The sequence below is a fragment of the Lelliottia sp. EB106-05-01-XG201 genome (assembly GCF_058791735.1).
The window spans coordinates 4,092,744-4,115,701 of record NZ_JBYTDV010000001.1; the positions used below are offsets into that span (position 1 = coordinate 4,092,744).

The following is a 22,958-nucleotide window of genomic DNA, read 5'->3' on the forward strand; positions in this document are numbered from 1 at the left end:
TGTTTTTCAAGACCGGATGAAGATGTGTGATCAATTATATAAACAAATTTGTATGTTCAGCGGGCAAAAAAAAGCCCCCTTCAATGAAGGGGGCCGGTTCACAGGTGTTGGCTTAAATCGCCTGGGTAAAGGTTCGTGAAATGACGTCCTGCTGCTGCTCGCGCGTCAGGGCGTTAAAACGGACCGCATAGCCTGAGACGCGGATCGTCAGGTTCGGATAATTTTCTGGATGTTCAATGGCATCCATCAGCATTTCCCGGTTCATGACGTTGACGTTCAGGTGCTGCCCACCCTCGATGGCCGCCTCGTGGTGGAAATACCCGTCCAGCAGGCCAACGAGGTTGGTTTTGCGTACCCCTTCGTCCTTGCCCAGCGCCTGCGGCACAATCGAGAAGGTGTACGAAATCCCGTCTTTGGCGTAGGTAAACGGCAATTTCGCCACCGAGGTTAACGACGCCACCGCGCCTTTGCGATCGCGGCCGTGCATCGGGTTCGCACCCGGCGCAAACGGTGTACCACCGCGGCGGCCGTCCGGGGTATTCCCCGTTTTCTGACCGTAGACCACGTTCGAGGTAATGGTCAGAATCGACTGGGTCGGCACGGCGTTGCGATAGGTTGGCAGCGCCTGGATTTTCTTCATAAAGCGCTCAACCAAATCGCAGGCGATGCTGTCCACGCGGTCGTCGTTGTTACCGTACTGCGGATACTCCCCTTCAATCACGAAATCGACGGCCAGACCCGTGTGGTCACGCACCGGTTTCACGGTGGCGTACTTGATCGCCGCCAGAGAATCCGCCGCCACCGACAGGCCCGCGATGCCGCAGGCCATGGTGCGATGGACGTCGCGATCGTGCAGCGCCATCAGCGAAGCTTCGTAGCTGTATTTGTCGTGCATGTAGTGGATCAGGTTCAGGGCGCTGATGTACTGCACCGCCAGCCAGTCCATAAAGTGGTCGAGGCTCGCCATCACGGTGTCGTAATCCAGCACGTCATCCAGCAGCGGCGCGGTTTTCGGGCCGACCTGGATTTTCAGCTTCTCATCCACCCCGCCGTTGATCGCGTACAGCAGCGTTTTGGCGAGGTTGGCGCGCGCCCCGAAGAACTGCATCTGCTTGCCGATCACCATCGGGCTGACGCAGCAGGCGATGGCGTAATCATCGCTGTCGAAATCCGCGCGCATCAGATCGTCATTCTCGTACTGCAGCGAGGAGGTCGCGATCGACATCTGCGCGGCATATTTTTTGAAGGCAATCGGCAGTTGTTCCGACCACAGGATCGTCAGGTTCGGCTCTGGCGCTGGCCCCATGGTGTTGAGCGTGTGCAGATAGCGGAACGAGGATTTGCTGACCAGCGTGCGGCCATCCAGCCCCATCCCGCCGATCACTTCCGTAGCCCAGATCGGATCGCCCGAGAACAGGGTGTCGAACTCCGGGGTTCGCAGGAAGCGCACCATGCGGATCTTCATGATGAAGTGGTCGATCAGCTCCTGCGCCTGCTGCTCGTTCAGACGCCCGGCCTTCATGTCGCGTTCGATGTAAATATCAAGGAAGGTCGCCGTGCGGCCCAGGGACATCGCCCCGCCGTTCTGCGATTTCACCGCCGCCAGATAGGCAAAGTACAGCCACTGCACCGCCTCCTGGGCATTCATCGCCGGGCGCGAAATATCACACCCGTATTTGGCCGCCATCTCCTGGATTTGCAGCAGCGCGCGGCGGTGCTCGGACAGCTCTTCGCGCAGGCGAATGGTCGCCTCGAGATCTTCTCCGCGCTCCATTCTCGGCTGCAGATCGGTAAACTGTAGCTCACGTTCGCGCACCAGATAGCTGATGCCGTACAGCGCCACGCGGCGGTAGTCGCCGATGATGCGTCCACGTCCGTAGCCGTCCGGCAAACCGGTGAGCACGCCGGATTTACGGCAGCGCATCATCTCCGGCGAGTAGACGTCGAATACGCCCTGGTTGTGGGTCTTGCGCAGATGGGTGAAGAGGTATTCGAACTGCGGATCCATCTCGCGGCCATAGGCTTCAAAGGAGCTGCGGATCATGTTGATCCCGCCATACGGATGCAGGGCGCGCTTCAGCGGACTGTCCGTTTGCAGGCCGACAATGGTTTCCAGCTCTTTCTCAATGTAGCCCGGCCCGTGGGCAGTGATAGTGGTGGCGACGTTAGTGTCGAAATCGACCGGGGCATGGGTGGCGTTCTCCTGACGAATGCCCTCCATCACCTTCTGCCACAGCGCCGTGGTGGCAGGCGTCGCGGGCGCTAAAAAGTGCTCGTCACCCTCGTACGGCGTGTAGTTATGCTGGATAAAATCCCGCACGTTAATGCTCTCTTGCCAGTCGTTACCGCAAAAGCCGGCCCACGCGTCGCTGTAGGGAGCGACACGAATATCGATATTTACCTTCATGAGTTTCTCTCTGTGTCAGGCGATTTCCGCAGCCAGATGGACCTTTCCAAGACGGAGGGCATCCAGTGCGATCATTTTTTCTTCGTTGGTTGGGATCACGGCGCAGGGCACGCGGGACGTGTCTGCGGAGATGACGCGCTCACCGGCGCTGCCGGGCTGGGCGTTTTTCTCTTCATCAAGCTGGATGCCGAGCACCCGCAGGCGATCCGTCACCAGCTGGCGAATCAGCCGGGAGTTTTCACCGATGCCGCCCGTAAAGATCACCCCGTCCAGACGATGCAGGGACGCGGCATGACCGGCGATATGGCGGGCGATGCGGTGGACGAAGGTCTCAATGGCCAGGCGGGCGCGCTCGTGTCCGTCGTGCCAGGCTTTTTCCAGGGTGCGCAAATCAGACGAGAGGCCGGAAAGCCCGAGCAGGCCTGACTCTTTGTTGACGACGCGCTCGAGATCCTCGAACGTCTGACCGGTCTGCTGAGCAATCCACGCCATGGCGCCAAAATCGACATCGCCGCAGCGCGTGCCCATCATCAGTCCTTCCAGCGGCGTCATGCCCATGGAGGTGTCCACGCTGCGCCCGTTGCGAACCGCGCAAATCGATGCCCCGTTGCCGAGGTGCGCAATCACCAGCCCGCTATCCGCTTCGGAAATATTCAGCAACCCATAGGCCTGCTGAGAAACATAGCGGTGAGAGGTGCCGTGGAAGCCGTAGCGGCGCACGCCGAGCTCTTCGAAGAAGCGATACGGCAGACCGTAGAGATAGGCCTGTGGCGCGAGCGTCTGGTGGAAACTGGTATCAAACACCGCGACCTGCTGCACGCCAGGGAACAGTTGCTGCGCGGCTTCCACGCCGCTGAGATTGGCGTAATTGTGCAGCGGGGCCAGAGGCGACACCTGACGGATCTGGTCGATAACCTCATCGGTGATCAGGGTGGACTCACTGAACAGGCTGCCACCGTGAGCGATGCGGTGGCCAATTAAGGCCACGCTGCTCATCAAGTCGCGCTTCTCCAGCTCCAGGGCGATGGCAGCCAGCGCCCCTTCGTAGTCCTTGCGAGCCAGTGCGACTGGCTCGCTCCCGTTCACGGATATAAAGGCATTGTCGGTGTTCACGCCGTCGGCGATGCCGGTCATCAGTGCTTCGCAGCTCGCCGCATCCAGCACCGAAAACTTCACAGAAGACGATCCACAGTTAATGACCAATACAACCGGAAATTCATTCATGTCTTTACTCCGCTCATCCTGAGCTTTGAATCAGAAAAGTTTGTAAACGATATTCAGAATGGTCAGCAGCCCAATCGCGGTGACGAAGATGTTCTCGGTTCTGCCTTTGAATTTCGCCAGCGCTGGCGTTTTGCGGATGGCGTACATCGGCAGCAGGCACAGCAGAGAGGCGATAATCGGTGCGCCCATCGCTTCAATCAGGTCCAGAATGTTCGGGTTGGCGTAGGCCACGACCCAGGTGGAGCCCATGATGAAGATCATGCTGATGGTGTTGAGTTTGCCGACAGACACTTTCTTCTTATCGCCTTTGTAGCCAAACTTCAGCACCAGGCCATTCAGCCCTTCCAGCGTGCCCAGGTAGTGGCCGAAGAAGGATTTGAAGATGGCGACCAGAGCGATGATCGACGCGCCGTATTCCAGTACGGTAGCGAAGGTCGATTTGGTGCCCGAGAGCGACGCGAAGTGGTTCGCCAGGTAAGAGAGCACCGGAATGTTCTGCGCTTTGGCTTCCGCCATGTTCTGCGGAGAGAGCGTGAACAGGCAGCTAAAGGCGAAGAACATCACCACCGCCACCATCAGCATGCTCGCGCGGCCGATGATTTTGGAACATTTCTGCTCGGTGAACTCTTTGCCGAACTCGCCTTCGTACTCTTCACGTTTCGACACCACGAACGAGGAGACGATTGGCGAGAAGTTGAAGGAGAAGACCATGATGGAAATCCCCAGCCAGACGGTGACCAGAATGCCGTCGTGTCCGGTGAAGGAGATGTCACTCAGGTTGACCTGGTCGATCACCGCCGAGTTCCAGTAAGGGATCAGCGACAGGGAGATCAACACCAGGCTGGCGATGAACGGGAACACCAGGAAGCTCATCACTTTCACCATCAGGTCTTTACCAAACCAGATAACGAACGCCATCAGCAGGAGCAGGAACAGGGCCACAAAGCCGCGGTTCAACGCAGGCAGCTGGAGCTGGTTTTCCCAGAAGGTCATGAAGGTGTTAGTAATGGTGACGCCGTAAATCCACAGCAGCGGGCAAATCGCAAAGAAGTAGAGGAAGGTGATGACCACACCGCCGGTCTTACCAAAATGCTCTTCCACCGTCTCGGTGATATTCCCCGACGGATTGCTGCCGGAGAGGCACAGACGCGCCAGCGCACGGTGGCAGTAGAAGGCGATCGGATACGCCAGCAGCAGCATCAGCAGAATCGGGATCAGCCCGCCAAAACCCGCGCGGATGGGGAAGAACAGCACGCCCGCGCCGATAGCCGTACCGAACAGCCCCAGTGTCCAGGTGGTATCTGATTTTCGCCAGGAAGACGTTTTTGTCTGACTGGCAATGATAGTTTCAGAGTTGCTCATAATTTATCCTTATTTATGCATCAACGAGGCCGGTAATTTGGGAAACGCGGGAAAGGTCGATATTGCCGCCGGAAATAATACTAACCGTTTTGCGCCCCTGAATATAATGATCCAGTTTTCCGCTTAATAATGCAGCCGTTGCCAGCGCGCCAGCCCCTTCTGTCACCACTTTATTGCGCTGGATCAGCGCGACCATGCTGTTGCGAATATCGTCTTCGCTCACCAGCACGATGTCGTCGACTAATTCACGGACAATTTCGAAGGTTAAATTACCTGGACGAGAAACATCGCAACCGTCGGCTAATGTCCCGGTTGTGCGGTGATTCATAATTTCCCCGGCGTAGTACGATGCCGCCATACCGTGAACGTTTTCGGACTGCACGCCGATAATATTAATGGTTGGGTTAATGGATTTAATCGCCGTAGCAATACCGGCAATTAATCCGCCGCCGCCGATAGGGACAATAACGTTATCGACATCATATAAGTCTTCGAGAATTTCCAGACCAATGGTGCCCTGCCCGGCAATGACTTTTACGTCGTCATACGGTGGAATAAAGATGCGGCCTTCCAGTTCGACGATTTCGCTGACTTTGGCGATGGTGTCGTTAAAGTTCTCGCCGTGGAGTATCACTTCCGCGGAGTAATCACGGGTGGCGGCCACTTTCGATTTCGGCGCGCCCATCGGCATCACCACTTTGCCGTCGATGCCGAGCATCGCGCAGGAGAGCGACACGCCCTGAGCGTGGTTACCCGCCGAGCACGCCACCACGCCTTTGCGGCGTTCGGCTTCGGTTAACGAGCTTAATTTGTTGAAGGCACCGCGAATTTTAAACGAGCCGGTGCGCTGCATATTTTCAAACTTCAGGAAAATTTCACCTTTGCAGCGCTCGCTCAGATAATTCGAACGCGGCATACCGGTTTTATAAATTTTACCCGCCAGACGTTTGCGAGCATCTTGTATTTCTTCAATCGTTACCGGAAGATCGTAAGTAATGTGCATATAATCCTCTTTATAATAATTCATTTTCTGTAAACAAAATCTGGGTGTCAGCGAGGAATATTCCTCACCGGGTGTTTTAAAATGGATGCTGCTAAAAATATTATTCAGTTAATGTCAGCTGTTTTCGCCTTTCGCTGTTTTGCGCGGAATATTGCTTCGCCAACTCCACTAATACCGAAGCGGATTTTTTAATACGATAATTTTTTGACCAGACGGCGGCATAGCGTGCCACGGGTAATTCATCTTCCACCGGCAGCACCACAAACTGGTCTGAACCGAATGGCGTAATCATGTCTCTCGGGATCACGGTGAGATAATCGGCGTTGAGAACCAGGTTATAGATGGTGACGACGGAATCGGTCTGGACGATGTTTTCGATGCTGATGTGGTTATTCTGAAGGGTGGTTAGTAATTCTTTGTAGTAGCCCATATCGGTTTGCGGCATCACCCACTGCTCATGCGTGAGCGATGCCAGTGTCGTCGTTGTGGTGCACGTTCGTGTTTTACTCGCCACCAGCACAAACTCGGACTCAAACAGCGGCTCGACGTGCAGGTCCTGCAGCAGCATCTCATCGCTCAGGGTGCCGATGGCGAAATCCAGCCGACCGTCGCGGATGGCCGGGAGGAACGAAGAGAGCTGCGCTTCAAACATGGAGACGCGCGCTTTCGGGAACACTTCCTTGAACTTTTTGATCATGCTTGAGAGGAACGTAAAGCCAATCAGCGACGGGTAGCCGAACGAAACGTCGATGACGGTACTGAAGCTCAGGCTGTTCATCTCACTGACCATGTTCTTCATTTCGCGGGTGATGGATTCGGAGTACGCGAGGAGGGTTTGCCCCGCGCTGGTCAGCTTCACGCCGGTGTTTTTGCGCACAATCAGCTCAACGCCAAAGTAGGATTCGATATCGTTGATGATTTTGCTGACGGCCGGCTGAGTCAGGCCAAGTTGTCGGGCGGCAGAACCGATAGATCCACTTTTAATGACTTCCTGAAATACAACCAGATGTTGCGTTTTCGGTAGAATAATAGTGTTCGTCATATTCTGCTCTTATTTCCTTATGCCGTGGCAGAATTCTACTCATTATTGATGACGAGGGTATGTGCTGTTACTCACAGATTACTTTTTCATATTACATAGAGACTCTTCAAACCCCTCATTAACAGCTATAAATCATACACTTACCATTAACGCAATCAATGAAACGCCTGATATTGATCAACAAAAGTCACGCAGATAAATTAAATTTATGGCGATAACCATGATCTATTTATGGCGATAAACCAGAATGAATAAAGGTGATATTTCAGGCAATTAAAGGTGAATAATTAGACGTTATTTGCCTTAAACATTTTTGTATATTATCAAATAAGTTAATAAATACGTGTCAGCATCGGGAAAAGCGTCGAGGGCATCACACATTCACAAGGCAAATGTATTGAACGGAAAGATTTCGTTAATCTATAAGCCATAAATGAGTTACAAACCGACAGCATTCATAACATCCATTCAACACTGAAAAATGGCGAGTTTTCAGCGCGTAATTTTGTGAATGGGATCGCGCGGATTGGGAAAAAATCACCATTGCGACCATAAACAGTGAAATGTGCTATTAGTCGCAAAAATGAGAATTGGTTTGATTTGGCGAGGCAGGTTTCGCGGGCACTCAGTCTCTTTTCCCACATCTTAGGATCTCACGTCAGGCAATTTGCTGCCTGACGTGAGGAAGTAACGTGGTCAGATTCAGAACTGAACCCAGTCGTTTTGTGGCTGCGCGGCTTGTATAACCAGCACAGGCTTGACTGTCTGCGCTTCGCTCGCCCGCTGGGTAGCTGCAGCAGAGACTTTGAACACGGAGACCACTTTTTCCAGCTGGACGGCCTGCCCTTCCAGCGAGCTGGCGGCGGCAGAGGACTCTTCCACCAGCGCCGCATTTTGCTGAGTGGTGGTGTCCATCTCGGCCATCGCCTGGGCAATTTGTGAAATACCGCGGCTTTGTTCGTCCGTAGCGGAAGCAATCTCGCTCATGATGTTGCGCACCTGTGCCACGGAACTTTCAATGCGCGTCATCGCTTCCCCCGCCCCTTCGACAAGGTTAAAGCCTGTATCGACAAACACCGCCGATTCGTTGATCAGGTTTTCAATTTCTTTCGCCGACTGGGCGCTGCGTTGAGCAAGGCTACGCACTTCCGCCGCGACCACCGCGAATCCTTTCCCCTGATCGCCCGCGCGTGCAGCCTCAACGGCGGCATTCAGCGCCAGGATATTCGTCTGGAAGGCGATGCTGTTAATGACCGTGGTGATCTCTGAAATGCGGCGCGAGCTGATACGCACATTCTTCATGGTGTCGATCACTTTCTGCGAGATTTGGCTCCCTTCGCTGGCATTTACTGAGGCTTCCTGGGCCAGTACGCGGGCGTGATTGGCATTTTCTGCGTTCAGGGCCACGGTGGAGGTGAGCTCTTCCATACTGGCTGCCGTTTGAACCACGGCGGCAGACTGCTGCTCGGTACGCGACGACAGATCTAAATTGCCAGCGGCAATTTCCGACGCTGAACGCGCCACGCTGTCCACCCCTTCCCGCACATCACGAATGATGCTTTTCAGGCTTTCATTCATGGTGGCAACCGCCTGCATCAGGAGACCTAATTCATCCTGGCGGGTATGGGTGAGGGTTCCGGTGAGATCGCCTTTGGCAATTTGTTCGGCCACCCGTAAGGTTTCATTGAGCGGGCGGGTGATCGACCGGGTGATCGCCATCGCCAGCAGTACGGCGAGCACGATACCCGCGGCGGCTACGGTAGCCATTTGCCATTGCACGCTAATGACGGCGTCTACCATTTTTTGCTGCTGCAGATTAGAGAGCGCCTGGATGTCCTCCGTCAGAATCTCCGCTTTATCAGTTAAATTATCGGAAAGTGATGTTTGCACGCCCCAGACGTTACGGTAATTTCTCAGCTCCTGACTAATGCGATTGATACTGTCGATGTTGGTCTGCATCATCGCCCGTCGCGCGTCGGGCAGCATTGTTAAAAGCTGCTTAGAGATGGTTTTACCGTTCTGCAGAAACGTCGTGACGACCTTCTGTTGCTCGAGCGTCGGATGCTGTTTATAGAGCGTCAATTGTGAATCAATGTCACTCATCGTGAAGGCCGCTTGGGCGCTCAGTAAGGCTTCTGCAGGCGAGAGCGACGGGTCCCGGCTCTGCTGGATAATGAGAGCGGCATTGCTGGAAAGTATCTGAGAAGAGAGCTGTTCTTCACTCTGCTTTTTTTCCGCAATGGCTTTGTTAAAGGGGGTCAGCGCGGCAATGTAGTCATTCACAGCATCAGTGGTTGTGTTCAGTGCGGCTTTACCATCCACCGACCAGCTAAAGCGGTGCAGCAGGTTAAGGGTCTCCAGTAACTCTCCCGTCCCATCGTTAATGTTATCCAGATATTTTTGATCCATGGTGTACTGGAAATTCGTACGCGCAACACGAATTGACGAAAGGGATTTGTAGAGATTCGTGGCTAAATTGCTTTTGGTCGCTTTATCCTGAATCGCGTTAAGTCCCAGTAAACCCGATGAAAGTATCATGAGGTTAACCAGCAGAATCACCGAAAAACCCAAGAATAGTTTTCGGCTAACTTTTAAATTCACAAAGTGATTCGTTAAGCTCATATATGCTCCTACAATATCGGCTCTTGCCGATGAGAAATACTCTTATTATCTTCCATCATTGATGGAATGGATATTCCCAGACATTAGCTATCAAAATGAAAAAACCTTCACCGAGAGGGTCTGCGTTAACACATTGATAATTAACCCCGTAACGGTAAGGTTTGAGGTTGTCATTAAAGCCAGTAAATATAGTTATTATTAATAATATATAAAATATTTATAATTATAAGAGCATTAGATAAATAACTGAAAAATCAAACCTTTAAACAATGATAAGAAACACTGCATAAAAGAGGCCGGGAAATATCCAGAGAAAATTTCATTTAAATGCTTTTTTTTGTGCGTTACATATTCTTAATACTATTAACGATGCGGATTGTATGGCTGCCATGTAATACAGTCAAGTATTCCGCGAGCCTTAAAAATCGTTTTTTTCGAACATCTAAAATGATTAAAGCTAAATTAAATCACTCCTTCAAAAGCGTGCCCAACTAATACAATAGTGGTATTTCCAGTTAAAAAAACCTGTATTTTCAATTAATATTTAGGTCAATTTTTCATACCGCACCTTCGATCATCGAGCGGTAGGGTTTCGGTATTTGAGCGCATGAGTGACAAAAAAAATAAAGAGTGTGGAAACGGGTTACACGTGAAGTGAACCTTAAGAAAGGCAATTTTCTCGCCCCCAGAAAGCAAAAACCCCGCCGAAGCGGGGTTTTATAAAGAGTTGAAGCTGACCGATAAGGCGGCTTCGTTCAACCATACGTCAGGTATCTGCGGCGCTGGAGTATCTTGTGTCGCAGACTGTATCCCACTTTGTGTTGCAGATAAAGCCAATCAGCGACGGTTCATTCTCTACTCTTTCTTATTGGCTTGCCTGCTTTCCCATTCTTCTCTAGCCAGTTGAAGCCGTTCATCTCTCATCTTTTTTTCATCAATTCTGTCTTCTGAGTCATAGATGTCTGTTTGAATTCGCCTCGTACCTTTCGCGATATGCTTCCAATCTTCACGAATTCCTTTAATTTGTTGTGAAATTTCTGTCATTGGGTTTTTGGCACCCAATTGACTAATACCAGCAAAGGAAGCCATGTCGTATGTATAACTCATGATCTCTTTCACCGTAGAGTTTGGTTTTTTGGTCCAGCTAATGCTGACTTGGAATACCTTACCTTCTATCTGTTTGTATTCACATAGATTGCTGGTCATTTGTTGACCATTTCTTAAGACACTTATTTGCTTTAAAGGGATAGTTTTATCTTTTCGATGGGAGGCATTTTCAAGAGGAGGATCAAATGTGACCTCAATGTTGAAAGCTGGCGCGTTTCCGGTGTTAACGACACTGATATCAAAGTAAAGCATTGACCATGCGTTAGGTTCCAGCGTCGCCACTACTTGAGGCTGCTCGGAAGCGTCGACCATTCGCTTTGTCTCTTCTGCCAAGATACGGGTTACACGCCATAAGAAAAAAGTTGCTATGGCAGTTAACAGTGCAGCAAAAGCAGAAATGAAAGTGCTGATTTTATCAATGTGCTCTAAGAAATATGGAATCATTTTGTTCGTACCCTATGGCTTAACCCCTGTTGATTTTCCCATATTGTATGCTGCTGTGAGTATTAATTTGTTGAAATCTATTCACTTTCACTTACATCAAAACTTTTCGAAAAAGGACAGTGCTTCGATCTGGTGACATAAATAAAGCTGTAGATGCTGTTGGAGTAGACGCACAATGAGTGACCGTTCTCAGTGGTGGACTGTTTCAGGTTGCTCATCGTTATACGGCCTGCGTCAGCGTTGAATGCCGTCAACAGAACACAAAACATAACTGCATAGCCTCGCATCTTCATCTCTCCTATCTCGGGTTTGTTAGTGTATTAGTGGTGTAGCGCACAAATTTTGCACACAAGATTATAGTAACCATATTGATCAATTTTACCGATCGATTTTATAATTTCGATCGATTAAAGTAATTACAAGTCATCAGCGTTGTTGCCGATGACCCACTAAATTATTCGGCTATGGAGGCTGATATGAAGAAGATTCTTGCGGTATTTCTGGGACTTAGTGTTTGTGGCGGGGTTTTTGCTGACGGAGGTTCACCTGAACTCAAGGCAGAGAGCCAATTGGTGATCCGCCAGGCTGGTTACAAGTGCAATACAGTAAATGGAGTTTACCCTGCCGCGTTTGGTGGCTCGGTCAAAGTGTTCTGCGATGATTTATATACTTACATCATTAAAGACCACGGTGGGCGCTATACGGTCGAGGTGGATGATTAATAATCAGGTTTTCTAAGCATCTGCTCTGATTGCTAAATTATGTATCCCTGGAGGTGATCCCCTTCACCTCCTAACTCCCTCAGCCACTCTATCAGCCTCTTCAACGCTAAACCCTGTAACGGTTTCTATTCTCCAAATATCCCCCGAGTGTACGCATATCGATCAAGCACCCCCTCACTGTATGAAAGTTGCACCGTTCATGTTTTCCAAATATCAGAGACCTGTTTCATTGTGCTGATTCACTGGTATCAACAATCGAACGTTTTACGATACCAATCTATCCCCCTCAAAGCTGGCATCAACAAATTAGCCTATTGACATAAAGATACCAATGATAAATTATGATACCGTTAATTGATACCACTTGAGAGGATGTTATGAGCCGCACTTTTGCATATTGCCGTGTGTCCACCAGCGAGCAGACAACCGAAAACCAAATCATGGCGATACGTCAGGCTGGCTATGATGTGCTAGATAGCCGTGTAGTGTCTGAAGTTGTCTCCGGTGGAGTGCAGGCGATGAAGCGTAAGGCTTTCTCCAACCTCGTTAGCCATAAGCTGGAAGCCGGGGATAAGCTAGTTGTGCTCAAATTGGATCGATTAGGGCGTGATAACATCGATGTGCAACAAACAATCTCGATGCTTGTAGACAAGGGAATTGATGTTGTTTCTATGGATCTGCCTGCGAGCAATCTTGCCAGTGCTGAAGGAAAGTTGATGTTGCAAATGTTCTCAGCGTTTGCGGAGTTTGAGAAATCCCGTATCACAGAACGAACTAAAGAAGGCCTAGAGCGAGCAAAGAAAGAAGGCAAGAAGTTAGGTCGTCCTGTGGCAAAAGAAACCCAAAAACGCGTACAGGAAGCCAAGGATAAAGGTCTGAGCCAATCTAAAGCTGCCGCTGAACTTGGATTGAGCCTACCGACCATAAAGAGAAACTGGAACATTAAAATAAAATAATTATCAATGCGCCAATGTAATTGTCATCCTACAATTTATCACATAAAATGCTGTCGAATCACCCCTTTTGCACACTCTCAAAGTGTGTGTATCTAATAAACATAATTAGCGAATATGATTTATGGGCAAACTTACAGAAGATTCGATAGAATTTGCAAGAAAACATATTGAGCATTATTACGATTCTGATTTTTTTCCAAAAGCTTTTGAATTCGAGGCTATCTGGCACTGCTGGGATGATGTTAAAAAACACCTTTTAGCAAGCAATGTCGGGAAACTTAGAACTAAACATCCTTTGACAATGGCGTCAAAAAAACCCTCAGGCAGTTACAGAATCGTCCATCAACTAGAGCCTTTGGATACTATTGTTTATACCGCACTGGCTTATTTGGTAGCTGAGAAAATTGAGCTAGCCAGAGCAGATAAAAATATTGCTTGCTCATATAGATTCGTTCTTGATGAAAGTGGTTTTTTCGATAAAAATGCTGGATTCAAAATTTTTACTGATATGATTGAAAACTTATCAGAGCAACACCAATTTATATTGGTGACTGACATCACTGACTTTTACAATCAGATTTATCTTCACAGGCTTAATAACGCAATAAAATTAGCTGACCCGAGCTTAGATATTATAGCCGATGACACTGAAAGATTTATTTCATCATTGAATGATAAAGCTTCGCAAGGTGTCCCTGTCGGACCAGCCGCAAGTATAATTATGTCTGAAGCAGTATTAATAGACATAGATCAGTACATATCAAACTTTGGAGTCAAACACACCCGATATGTCGATGATATAAGGATATTTTCCAACTCCAAAGATGAACTTGAAAAAATCTTAGAAAAAATCACTCTATATCTGCATGAATCTCATCGATTAACACTTGCATCTGAAAAGACTTTCATTCAAGAAACGGCAGCATATGCTGAGAGCGTTCTGCATAACCAGTATGAAATTGAAAAAGTTGAAATATTCAAGACACTTGAAGTTTTTAATCCATACTCAGGAGTCGTTAAGTATGAAAAAATACGAGTTGAAGAAAAACCAGACCTTGAAGAACATCTAAAATATATATCAGAACAATTATTAAAGCGAGATACTGTTGATTTGGGCCTTGCTCGTGTTTTGATTAGAAAAGCTAAAATCAATCGAATCGAGTTCGTATCCGATCTTATTCTTGATAACTTTGACTTCTTCTCCCCAGTAATAAATGATGTCATTCTTTACTTCCAGACATTATTAAATAAGAATTGGATTTCATTAAACACTGATAAATTAATATCCATCATTCACTCGACCTCAAGCCAGCAGAATATGGTTAGGTACTGGGTTGAGTGGTTTTATTCAACTAATGAATTACTTCTCCAGATTCCAGAAATCCGAAAATTTGTATTTCAAAGCGCTTCAGTAGAAATTCAAGCACTTGCGGCGTTGACATCTAAAAATGTAGCCTGGGTCAGAGATTCTAAAAAACAGGTATATTCCGTAGGTGAAAGAGGAAAAAGGGCTATTCTCCGATCAGCAAAAATTCTGCCCAAAGATGAAAGAGATCACTGGTTAAAAAACATAGCTCAAAGCGCATCTGAAGAGCTTGACATCTGGATTACAAAGTGGATTATCGAAACTGCGTAAGGATTTCCTGTGAATTTGAAGCTATCTAAAAAATATTTTCATAGCTGTATTCCTTCAAAAATTCATCAAGCGACTGACTCAGCCAGCAGAAAAATGTTGTACTCTTAGACAACATTTCTTACTGGTGAATAAAGTTGAGAAAACAAAAAAGGGCTACTGCGATCAAAGCAGTAGCCCATTGTTAATTTTAAAGCAAGATTGAGAATCACAGCCAATAGATTAAATCTGAGAAGAGACAGAGAACAAAGCCTCACGTTAGACAGCCTGTATGACTCTCTGTGATGTTTTTAATATAGAGGTAATGTGATGGTACTGCTAGTGAGTCAAAATTGAATACAGGGCTTCCTGTGAAGGATTTGAATTATTACTTTTTCCTGTTCCTTAATTGGGACGTCGAATGCACCCGGTCGCCTTTACCAGTTTGATACTTTCCACGAACCTTTGCAAGGTATGATACCCAATAAATCGGACCTTCAAGTGTTTCTGGTTTACCACGCTCTATAACATAACTTTTCGGGTACCGTTCATCCTTGCCCAAGAGATCCACCAGCGTCTTCTCTCCACCAGTGAGCTGGCTCCAGATATCCATAATTGAACTACCAGTCCCATATGTCGGGCCACCTATCCGTTGAACCTGACGGTGCGGAAGAGCAATCCAGCAATGGTAATGGTCTTGTTTTGCTCTCTCCTTCTCCCGTACCCAGCCAAATGCAAAATCGTTAATTGGGCTAGTCACACTGTCCGGCCTCTTGTATTTAGATCTGAGGCGTTCACGCAGCTTTTTGAATAACTGACGCACCCATTCATTGCCAATCGCAACAGAAGTGCCGCTAGGCAGACGCAATTCAAAACAAGCGAAAAACACACGGCTATAGGTTGCCAGAACAGCTTCTAGTTCTGCGGCTATTGGAGTGAGGATATCTAACCTTACACCAGAGGGTTCTGTTGCATTGATTAAATATGCGTAGCCGTTATGGTGGAAGCGATCACCGATAATAAGCGGATAACTACCGTAATCGTGAGTGATGGTTTTGTATGGAGTAATAATTGAATCGGTTGATACAGGATACGACTTTTCTATCAAAAGGACCTCCCTCGGTTAGGTACATTAAGGTCTCTCACGCACACACACAGGTAAGTTATTACCATCAGACCACCAGAAAACAAATACCAAGGCATGGCAAAAAGCCCCTTAACGACTGAAGCGCGAGGTGCGGAGCATGATGGATTTTTTCGAACAAAGTTTTTTACATAAATACCCATTATAAATCCTACACTCATCCCCCCCGGGTTTGCAAGCGTAAGTTTCCCTCTGTCCTTTATCGAGAGATATTCAACAGGAAAATGTTACCCATTACGCACAACAACGGAGCGGTATTCTTGGTTGCAACATGGGCAAAAATTATCGTGGTTAGCGGAGACCAAGTACCAGCGAGATACGCCTGAGCGGTCAATGATATAGTCAGCTAACCCAGCCTTAGACAGTACGGATAAATTGCGGTGTGTGGTGGAAAGTGGGACGTTCAGGAGTCTTGAAAGTTCGAGAGCCGTACTTGGGATAACGGTTCTGGTTAGATGGTACAAAACATTAATACGGGAAGTTGTCAGCGTTAACCTGGCTGACTTCAGGATCATTACCATGCGTTTACGTTCATCCAAGGATGGGGGGTTAAACGCAGGCAAATTGAATTCAAGGTTCAATATTGCCTCTCTTCAGCTCTGTTGCATTAGAAGTATATTTTACCACAAAATGCTACAAATGAGAATCATTCCCATTAAATCCAGTCGATACTATCTATCACCGAAATCAAGTCGGAAATCCTCATTCTGCCCGTATAAGTCTGAGTTTCCTTATGACCTGAATGTTCATGCCCAACTGTTTGCTGAACAAGAGTAAGGGCATTATTTTTTGATAAGGCTTCAGTAATAAAGGTATGCCGAAAGCTATGTACAATGCGCCTTTCTTTGAAATCATTGAGATAATCAATTTCCAAGTTGTCTCTTATCGCGTGGAAGATCCGTGTTACCTGATTGCTATACGATATTTCAGGGAATAGCTTGTCGCTACGATGTTTGCCCTCTAGGTAATTCAAAAATCCCATATTGATTAGGCGAATCGAAATAGGAACCTGCCGAATACCAGCTTCCGTTTTGCTGTCCTCAATCATAATGTAGTATCGCTGGCTATCATCGTCTAAGCGAACATCCGATACCTTCAGGTTAGCGATTTCACTTCTACGAGCGCCAGTATATGCCAGCAGCAGGAACCCCCATTTCTTCCAGCCGTCCAACGTTTCGAAATGTGTAACCAACTTTCGCATTTCAGTTTGGCTGTATACGCCGTAACCTTTACTCTTTGATTCATACTTAACATTATTTGTCGGCGATGATTCAAGAACATCAAGTTCGCCAGTCAGGTACGTAGAGAACAATCCTTGACAGAGTTTCAGGTAATCTTTGACGGTTTTTGAGGATACCAGATCATCTTCTGGTACTTCATCCAAGTCCAAACACTGCTGGGCACCCATCCTGTTGTATGGTTTCTTGTTTTGTCGAGGAAGGCCTTCGACCACTTCAAGCAAATTTTTAATATCACGACGGGTAATGCCCGTAACTAGTGTTTCAGCCCCCAGAACAGCCTCAATTACTTCGAAATATTTTTCATTGCCTTGCCGAATTTTAGGTTTCCAGTCTGACTTGAACTCAAGAAATCCGTTCCATGCCTGAGATACTGTCAGTTCGGAGGCCAATGGTTTTTCAGGTTTATCGACCACAGCGGAAGCGTAGTCATTCTCTGGTCGCAAAGAGCTAAGGATCTGCCGATATTCAGAATGTCGGGAATCAAGAAAGGCTACATGTGCATCACAATAATGTTTCCACATTAGGTCATATTCTGAGGCTATATAATCGATCTCCTCCGCCATGCCTGTAATGTCATACTGCCTGCTAAGATGTTCAATAACAGAGTCTTCCGACAAAGCTGGACCTTCAGTTGTGAAAGTATCGCCAAGCACCTCCCCTAAGAGGGTGACGTTACTTTTTTCATAAGTTAATGAAGTCGAGCTACGTAGTCTCTTACGTACAGTTGTTGGAATTTTTTTTGCGGCGGAATAAAAAGCGGCCTGAATACTGAGCAAATAATCATCAATGTCTTTTTGTTCTAATCTCTTCATTTTATGCACTATGTCCAATAGTTGGGCTGGCTCCATCTTGGACGATTTTACAAGAGAAATGAACATAGTGAGACGGGAAGATATAAACTTTGCCCTACTGGCTGAATCGCAACCCAGAGACATGCGAAAAAACCCGCCTGAAGGTAGTCGGAAATGAAGGAAGTAACGGTTGCCACGCTTTAGGATATTCGGGATGGAACAGCCGTTGGTGTGCCTCGTCTGTATCACAGTCTGTGTCACATTTTCACCTATGAAGGCCAGAGACACACCAACGCATTGTTTTAGAAGAAGTTGAAGCTGACCGATAAGCCGGGTTCTGTCGTGGACAGTCATTCATCTAGGCCAGCAATCGCTCACTGGCTCAAGCAGCCTACCCGGGTTCAGTACGGGCCGTACCTTGTGAACCCCTATTTGGCCTTGCTCCGGGTGGAGTTTACCGTGCCACGGACTGTTGCCAGCCGCGCGGTGCGCTCTTACCGCACCCTTTCACCCTTACCTGATCCCGCTTGCGCGGGCCATCGGCGGTTTGCTCTCTGTTGCACTGGTCGTGGGTTTCCCCCCCAGGCGTTACCTGGCACCCTGCCCTATGGAGCCCGGACTTTCCTCCCCTCCGCCCGTCTCCCCCGAGAGGGACGACGACGAAGCGGCGACTGTCTGGTCAGCTTCGGCGCGAAGTATAGAGGGTTTGAGGGCCGCTGTCACCCTTGCGTGCGCATCCCCACCTGCAAAGTCGCCGCGATGTTGCGTGACGAGCGATAAATGTTGTCAAACGCACCGCGGAAAGCCTCTTCCAGCGTGCCAATACTGTTGAGCACGCTGAAGACCGCGTCGATGCCGTACTGATGCACCACACCGACGTCGCTGGTCAAACTGCCCGCAATGCCGATCACCGGTTTGTGATACTTTTTAGCGACGTTTGCCACGCCCACCGGCACTTTGCCGTGAATACTCTGGCTGTCGATTCGCCCTTCCCCGGTCAGCACCAGGGTGCAGTCGTGGATATGCTCTTCGAGGTTTAGCGCCTGGGTGACAATCTCAATCCCGCTGCGCAGCTCTGCGCCGAGAAACGCCATCAGCGCCGCGCCCATGCCGCCCGCCGCACCGGAACCTGGTACATTTTTCACGTCGATCGACAGGGATTTTTTAATCACGTCCGCGAAGTGGCTGAGATTGCGATCGAGCTCGACGATCTTCGCCTCGTCGGCCCCTTTCTGGGGCCCAAAAATGCGCGATGCCCCTTTCTCGCCGATCAGCGGATTGGTGACATCGCAGGCCACGCGAATGGTGCAGCCTTTCAGTCGCGGGTCCAGCCCGGAAATATCGATGTGGTTCAGCGCCATCAGGCTGCCGCCGCCATCACCAATCTCCGTACCGTTGGCGTCGCACAGCTTCGCGCCCAGCGCCTGCACCATCCCGGCCCCGCCGTCGTTGGTCGCGCTGCCGCCAATGCCGATAATAATGTTGCGCGCGCCGTTATCCAGCGCCTGCAGAATCAGTTCGCCGGTGCCACGAGAAGTGGTGATCAGCGGATTACGCTTTGCCGACGGCACCAGCGCCAGTCCGCTGGCGGCGGCCATTTCGATAATCGCGGTTGTGCCATCGCCGGACATTCCCCAGCAGGCCTTCACTTTTTCGCCCAGTGGGCCGGTGACCACGGCATGGTGCTCAGTTCCCTGGGTGGCGGCAATCATCGCGTCGACCGTGCCTTCTCCGCCATCGGCGACAGGCACAGAGACATACTGAGCATCAGGAAAGATTTCCCGAAATCCTTTTTCTATCGCCTGTGCCACCTCAAAGGCGGACAGGCTTTCTTTATAAGAGTCAGGGGCGATTACGATTTTCATAGTGGTAGCCTGTTACTGCACAACGCCGGATGACGTTTCACTTATCCGGCTACAGGGTAGGCCCGGTAAGCGCAGCGCCACCGGGCAGAACGTCATTAGCGAGTGACTTCCACTTTCGCCAGTTTTTCGTAGTAGCACGCAATAGCGCTGTGATCCGCATTTCCCAGACCATCGGCACGCAGGGCCTGCATCATCTCCATCACCGCCGCGGTCAGCGGCAGCTGTGCGCCCACGCCGTGCGAGGTATCCAGCGCGTTCGCCAGATCTTTAATGTGCAGATCGATACGGAAGCCCGGCTTGAAGTTGCGATCCATCACCATCGGCGCTTTGGCGTCCAGCACGGTACTGCCCGCCAGTCCGCCGCGAATCGCCTGATACACCAGATCCGGGTTGACGCCCGCTTTGGTCGCCAGGGTCAGGGCTTCAGACATCGCGGCAATGTTCAGCGCCACAATCACCTGGTTCGCCAGCTTGGTGACGTTACCCGCCCCGATTTCACCGGTGTGCACCACGGAACCGGCCATCGCTTTCAGCAGATCGTAATATTTATCGAAAATCGCTTTGTCGCCGCCGACCATTACGGAGAGGGTTCCGTCGATGGCTTTCGGCTCGCCGCCGCTGACCGGCGCATCCAGCATCTCCACGCCTTTTGCTTTCAGCGCTTCGCTGATTTCGCGGCTTGCCAGCGGGGCGATAGAGCTCATGTCGATCAGCACCAGGCCCGGCTTCGCGCCTTCGATCAGGCCGTTTTCACCCAGCGCCACTTCCTGCACGTGCGGGGAGTTGGGCAGCATGGTGATGACCACGTCGCACTGCTCGGCAATCGCTTTGGCCGTGAGGGCCGTTTCGGCCCCGGCGGCAATCAGCTCGGCGATCACTTCCGGATTACGGTCAGACACCACCAGTGAGTAACCTGCTTTAATCAGGTTTTTACTCATTGGTTTACCCATGATCCCCAGGCCAATAAAACCAACTTTCATCGTCATAACGTTCTCTCTTCTCAGTGGTGATTATTTTTTAAAAGAATCGGCTAATTTCTGCGTGGCAGAGCGGAAGACGCCGAGGTCGCTGCCAACGGCGACAAAGGTCGCGCCCCATTCCAGGTAACGGCGGGTATCAGCCTCGACCGGTGCCAGAATGCCGCACGGTTTCTCGAAAGCTTTAGCACGGGCGAAAATGTGCTGAATAGCACGCTGCACGTCCGGATGGTTGGCGTTGCCGAGGTGACCCAATGCCGCCGCCAGATCGCTTGGACCGACGAAGATCCCGTCCACACCATCGGTGGCGGCGATGGCGTCGACGTTGTCCACGCCCTGCTGGCTCTCAATCTGAACCAGAATAGTGATGTTCTTGTTGGACTGGGCAAAGTAGTCCGGCACGGTGCCAAACATGTTGGCGCGATGGGAAACCGATACCCCGCGAATGCCTTCCGGCGGATAGCGGGTCGAGGCCACGGCCTGCACCGCCTCTTCTACCGTCTCCACAAAGGGGATCAGGAAGTTATAGAAGCCAATATCCAGCAGGCGTTTGATAATCACCGGCTCGTTGGTCGGGACACGCACCACCGGCGCGCTGTGGCTGCCTTTCAGCGCCATCAGCTGCGGAATAAAGGTGCTGATATCGTTCGGCGCGTGTTCACCGTCGAGCACCAGCCAGTCAAAACCGGCCAGCCCCAGAACTTCGGTGCTGATCGGGCTTGCCAGCGCAGACCAGCAGCCAATCTGAATCTCTTTTGCCGCCAGGGCCGCTTTAAATTTATTCGGGAAAATATCGTTACTCATCGCTTTTACCTTCAATGAATCGTGATTGTGGCTATCTCAGTAGGCGTTATCGGCGCTGGCAGTTTGTGCATGGACAGCGCGGAAAAACCGGAGCGTACACGTAGTACGTGAGGATTTTGAGCACTGCCCATGTACAAACTGACAAGCAAGATAGCCTAATGAGATAGACACTTATTTCTGCAATTCCATACGCTTGATATCACCGACAACAAAGACGTAACAGAACATTGCCATCAGAGCAGAACAGCCGACGAAGACCAGCGCCGCATTGAATGAATGCAGTTCACTCACCAGATAACCAATCACCAGCGGGGTGACAATCGACGCCACGTTGCCGAAGACGTTAAACACGCCACCGCACAGGCCTACAATCTCTTTTGGCGCAGTGTCGGAAATGACCGGCCAGCCCAGGGCACCAAAACCTTTACCGAAGAACGCCAGCGCCATCAGCGCGACAACCAGCGCCGTGTTGTTGGTGTAGTTGCACAGAATAATGGAGGACGCCAACAGCATGCCGAGCACGATCGGCAGCTTACGCGCCAGGGTGATCGACTTGCCGGATTTAATCAGATGGTCCGAGAATACCCCGCCCAGCACGCCACCGGCGAAACCGCACAGCGCCGGGATGGACGCCACCATGCCGACTTTCAGAATCGACATCCCCTTCTCCTGCACCAGGTAAATCGGGAACCAGGTGAGGAAGAACCAGGTGATAGTGTTGATAAAGTATTGACCAAAAAACACGCCCAGCATCATGCGGTTGGTCAATAACTGTTTGATGTAATGCAGCTTTGGACCGCTCGCCGCTTTGTCGCCCGGCTTCTTATGATCCATGTCGACCACCGCGCCGCCGTCAGAGATAAACTTCAGCTCTTCGGCAGACATGCGTGGGTGATCGGTCGGGTTATGGATGAACTTCACCCACATCGCGGTGAGGATGAAGCCAATCACCCCCATCACGGTAAAGACATGTTCCCAGCCCCACGCGAAGGTCAGCCAGCCGAGCAGCGGCGAGAAGAGTGCCAGCGAGAAATACTGCGCGGAGTTAAAAATCGCCGAGGCGGTGCCGCGCTCTTTGGTCGGGAACCAGGCCGCCACAATACGGGCGTTAGCCGGGAAGGATGGCGCTTCCGAGAAACCGAGCATGAAGCGCATACAGAACATGGAGATACCGGCCCATGCCAGCGGGAAGAAATCGACAAAGCCCTGCAGGAAGGTAAACAGCGACCAGAAGAACAGGCTGTAGGTATAGACCTTTTTCGAACCAAATTTATCGAGCAGCCAGCCGCCGGGGATCTGCATCAGCAGGTAAGCCCAGCCAAACGCGGAGAAGATATAGCCCATCGATACGGCGCTGAGCTGCAGCTCTTTCGCCACTTCTGTCCCGGCAATCGACAGCGTCGCGCGGTCAGCGTAGTTTACCGCCGTGACGATAAAAATAATCAGTAATATTAAATGACGGGTATGAATACCCTTTTTCGTTTCTACAGCTGTTTCCAGTGACATGTTTATTTCCTCAGGCACATCGATCCAGGTATTTTTATTATTTTTGGAAAAGTCTTTACTGATTATTTATCGATAGCAGGCAATATCCGTTAATTAACCAGATGCATTGAAACCGTGATTCAGTATAAA

17 protein-coding genes and 1 other RNA gene are annotated in these 22,958 nt (G+C 50.0%); 3 read left to right on the forward strand and 15 right to left on the reverse strand.

Annotated features, from left to right (window positions below):
• Nucleotides 1-112: 112 nt before the first annotated feature.
• From pflB to AC3WS9_RS19120, 8 genes are all read right to left on the reverse strand, one after another.
• Nucleotides 113-2,407, reverse strand: a complete 2,295-nt coding sequence (gene pflB / locus AC3WS9_RS19085; RefSeq protein ID WP_492489887.1) for a formate C-acetyltransferase — start codon at nucleotides 2,405-2,407, stop codon at nucleotides 113-115.
• 15 nt (nucleotides 2,408-2,422) lie between these two features.
• Nucleotides 2,423-3,631: a propionate kinase gene (gene tdcD / locus AC3WS9_RS19090; protein WP_492489889.1), complete on the reverse strand. Its 1,209-nt coding sequence runs from the start codon at nucleotides 3,629-3,631 to the stop codon at nucleotides 2,423-2,425.
• A gap of 30 nt (nucleotides 3,632-3,661) precedes the next feature.
• Nucleotides 3,662-4,993, reverse strand: a complete 1,332-nt coding sequence (tdcC, locus tag AC3WS9_RS19095; protein WP_282491768.1) for a threonine/serine transporter TdcC — start codon at nucleotides 4,991-4,993, stop codon at nucleotides 3,662-3,664.
• Between the two features lie 13 nt (nucleotides 4,994-5,006).
• Complete coding sequence (tdcB, locus tag AC3WS9_RS19100) at nucleotides 5,007-5,996, reverse strand: bifunctional threonine ammonia-lyase/L-serine ammonia-lyase TdcB (protein WP_282491769.1); 990 nt, start codon at nucleotides 5,994-5,996, stop codon at nucleotides 5,007-5,009.
• A 100-nt stretch (nucleotides 5,997-6,096) separates the two neighbouring features.
• Nucleotides 6,097-7,038: a transcriptional regulator TdcA gene (gene tdcA / locus AC3WS9_RS19105; protein WP_282491770.1), complete on the reverse strand. Its 942-nt coding sequence runs from the start codon at nucleotides 7,036-7,038 to the stop codon at nucleotides 6,097-6,099.
• Between the two features lie 702 nt (nucleotides 7,039-7,740).
• Complete coding sequence (locus AC3WS9_RS19110; protein ID WP_492489892.1) at nucleotides 7,741-9,576, reverse strand: methyl-accepting chemotaxis protein; 1,836 nt, start codon at nucleotides 9,574-9,576, stop codon at nucleotides 7,741-7,743.
• A 939-nt stretch (nucleotides 9,577-10,515) separates the two neighbouring features.
• Nucleotides 10,516-11,211 carry a DUF8453 domain-containing protein gene (locus AC3WS9_RS19115; RefSeq protein WP_039260457.1) on the reverse strand — a complete coding sequence of 232 codons (696 nt, stop codon included), beginning with the start codon at nucleotides 11,209-11,211 and terminating at the stop codon, nucleotides 10,516-10,518.
• A gap of 77 nt (nucleotides 11,212-11,288) precedes the next feature.
• Nucleotides 11,289-11,480, reverse strand: a complete 192-nt coding sequence (locus AC3WS9_RS19120; RefSeq protein WP_492490346.1) for a hypothetical protein — start codon at nucleotides 11,478-11,480, stop codon at nucleotides 11,289-11,291.
• A gap of 207 nt (nucleotides 11,481-11,687) precedes the next feature.
• Between AC3WS9_RS19120 and AC3WS9_RS19125 the strand changes: the two genes are divergently transcribed.
• From AC3WS9_RS19125 to AC3WS9_RS19135, 3 genes are all read left to right on the forward strand, one after another.
• Entirely contained in the window at nucleotides 11,688-11,933 is a 246-nt protein-coding gene (locus AC3WS9_RS19125) for a hypothetical protein (RefSeq protein WP_039260456.1), read from the forward strand.
• Nucleotides 11,934-12,310: 377 nt separating this feature from the next.
• Entirely contained in the window at nucleotides 12,311-12,889 is a 579-nt protein-coding gene (locus AC3WS9_RS19130; RefSeq protein WP_492489895.1) for a recombinase family protein, read from the forward strand.
• Nucleotides 12,890-13,010: 121 nt separating this feature from the next.
• The gene (locus tag AC3WS9_RS19135) at nucleotides 13,011-14,525 is read left to right on the forward strand and encodes an RNA-directed DNA polymerase (protein WP_492489897.1); all 1,515 of its coding nucleotides are present in this window, start codon (nucleotides 13,011-13,013) and stop codon (nucleotides 14,523-14,525) included.
• 364 nt (nucleotides 14,526-14,889) lie between these two features.
• Here AC3WS9_RS19135 and AC3WS9_RS19140 read toward each other — a convergent pair whose 3' ends face one another.
• The 7 genes from AC3WS9_RS19140 to AC3WS9_RS19170 form a co-directional block, all read right to left on the reverse strand.
• Entirely contained in the window at nucleotides 14,890-15,609 is a 720-nt protein-coding gene (locus tag AC3WS9_RS19140; RefSeq protein ID WP_492489899.1) for a YagK/YfjJ domain-containing protein, read from the reverse strand.
• A gap of 691 nt (nucleotides 15,610-16,300) precedes the next feature.
• A complete protein-coding gene (locus AC3WS9_RS19145) occupies nucleotides 16,301-17,698 on the reverse strand; it encodes a tyrosine-type recombinase/integrase (protein WP_492489901.1) in 1,398 nt (465 codons plus the stop codon).
• 289 nt (nucleotides 17,699-17,987) lie between these two features.
• Nucleotides 17,988-18,364: RNase P RNA component class A (gene rnpB / locus AC3WS9_RS19150), an RNA gene on the reverse strand.
• Between the two features lie 32 nt (nucleotides 18,365-18,396).
• Entirely contained in the window at nucleotides 18,397-19,542 is a 1,146-nt protein-coding gene (gene garK, locus AC3WS9_RS19155; RefSeq protein ID WP_285153862.1) for a glycerate 2-kinase, read from the reverse strand.
• A gap of 95 nt (nucleotides 19,543-19,637) precedes the next feature.
• Nucleotides 19,638-20,528, reverse strand: coding sequence for a 2-hydroxy-3-oxopropionate reductase (garR, locus tag AC3WS9_RS19160; RefSeq protein ID WP_285145796.1), 891 nt, complete (start codon nucleotides 20,526-20,528; stop codon nucleotides 19,638-19,640).
• 24 nt (nucleotides 20,529-20,552) lie between these two features.
• Nucleotides 20,553-21,323, reverse strand: a complete 771-nt coding sequence (gene garL / locus AC3WS9_RS19165) for a 2-dehydro-3-deoxyglucarate aldolase (protein ID WP_492489903.1) — start codon at nucleotides 21,321-21,323, stop codon at nucleotides 20,553-20,555.
• A 171-nt stretch (nucleotides 21,324-21,494) separates the two neighbouring features.
• Nucleotides 21,495-22,829 (reverse strand): MFS transporter, encoded by a 1,335-nt coding sequence (locus tag AC3WS9_RS19170; protein ID WP_282491775.1) that lies wholly within the window; start codon nucleotides 22,827-22,829, stop codon nucleotides 21,495-21,497.
• Nucleotides 22,830-22,958: the final 129 nt, after the last annotated feature.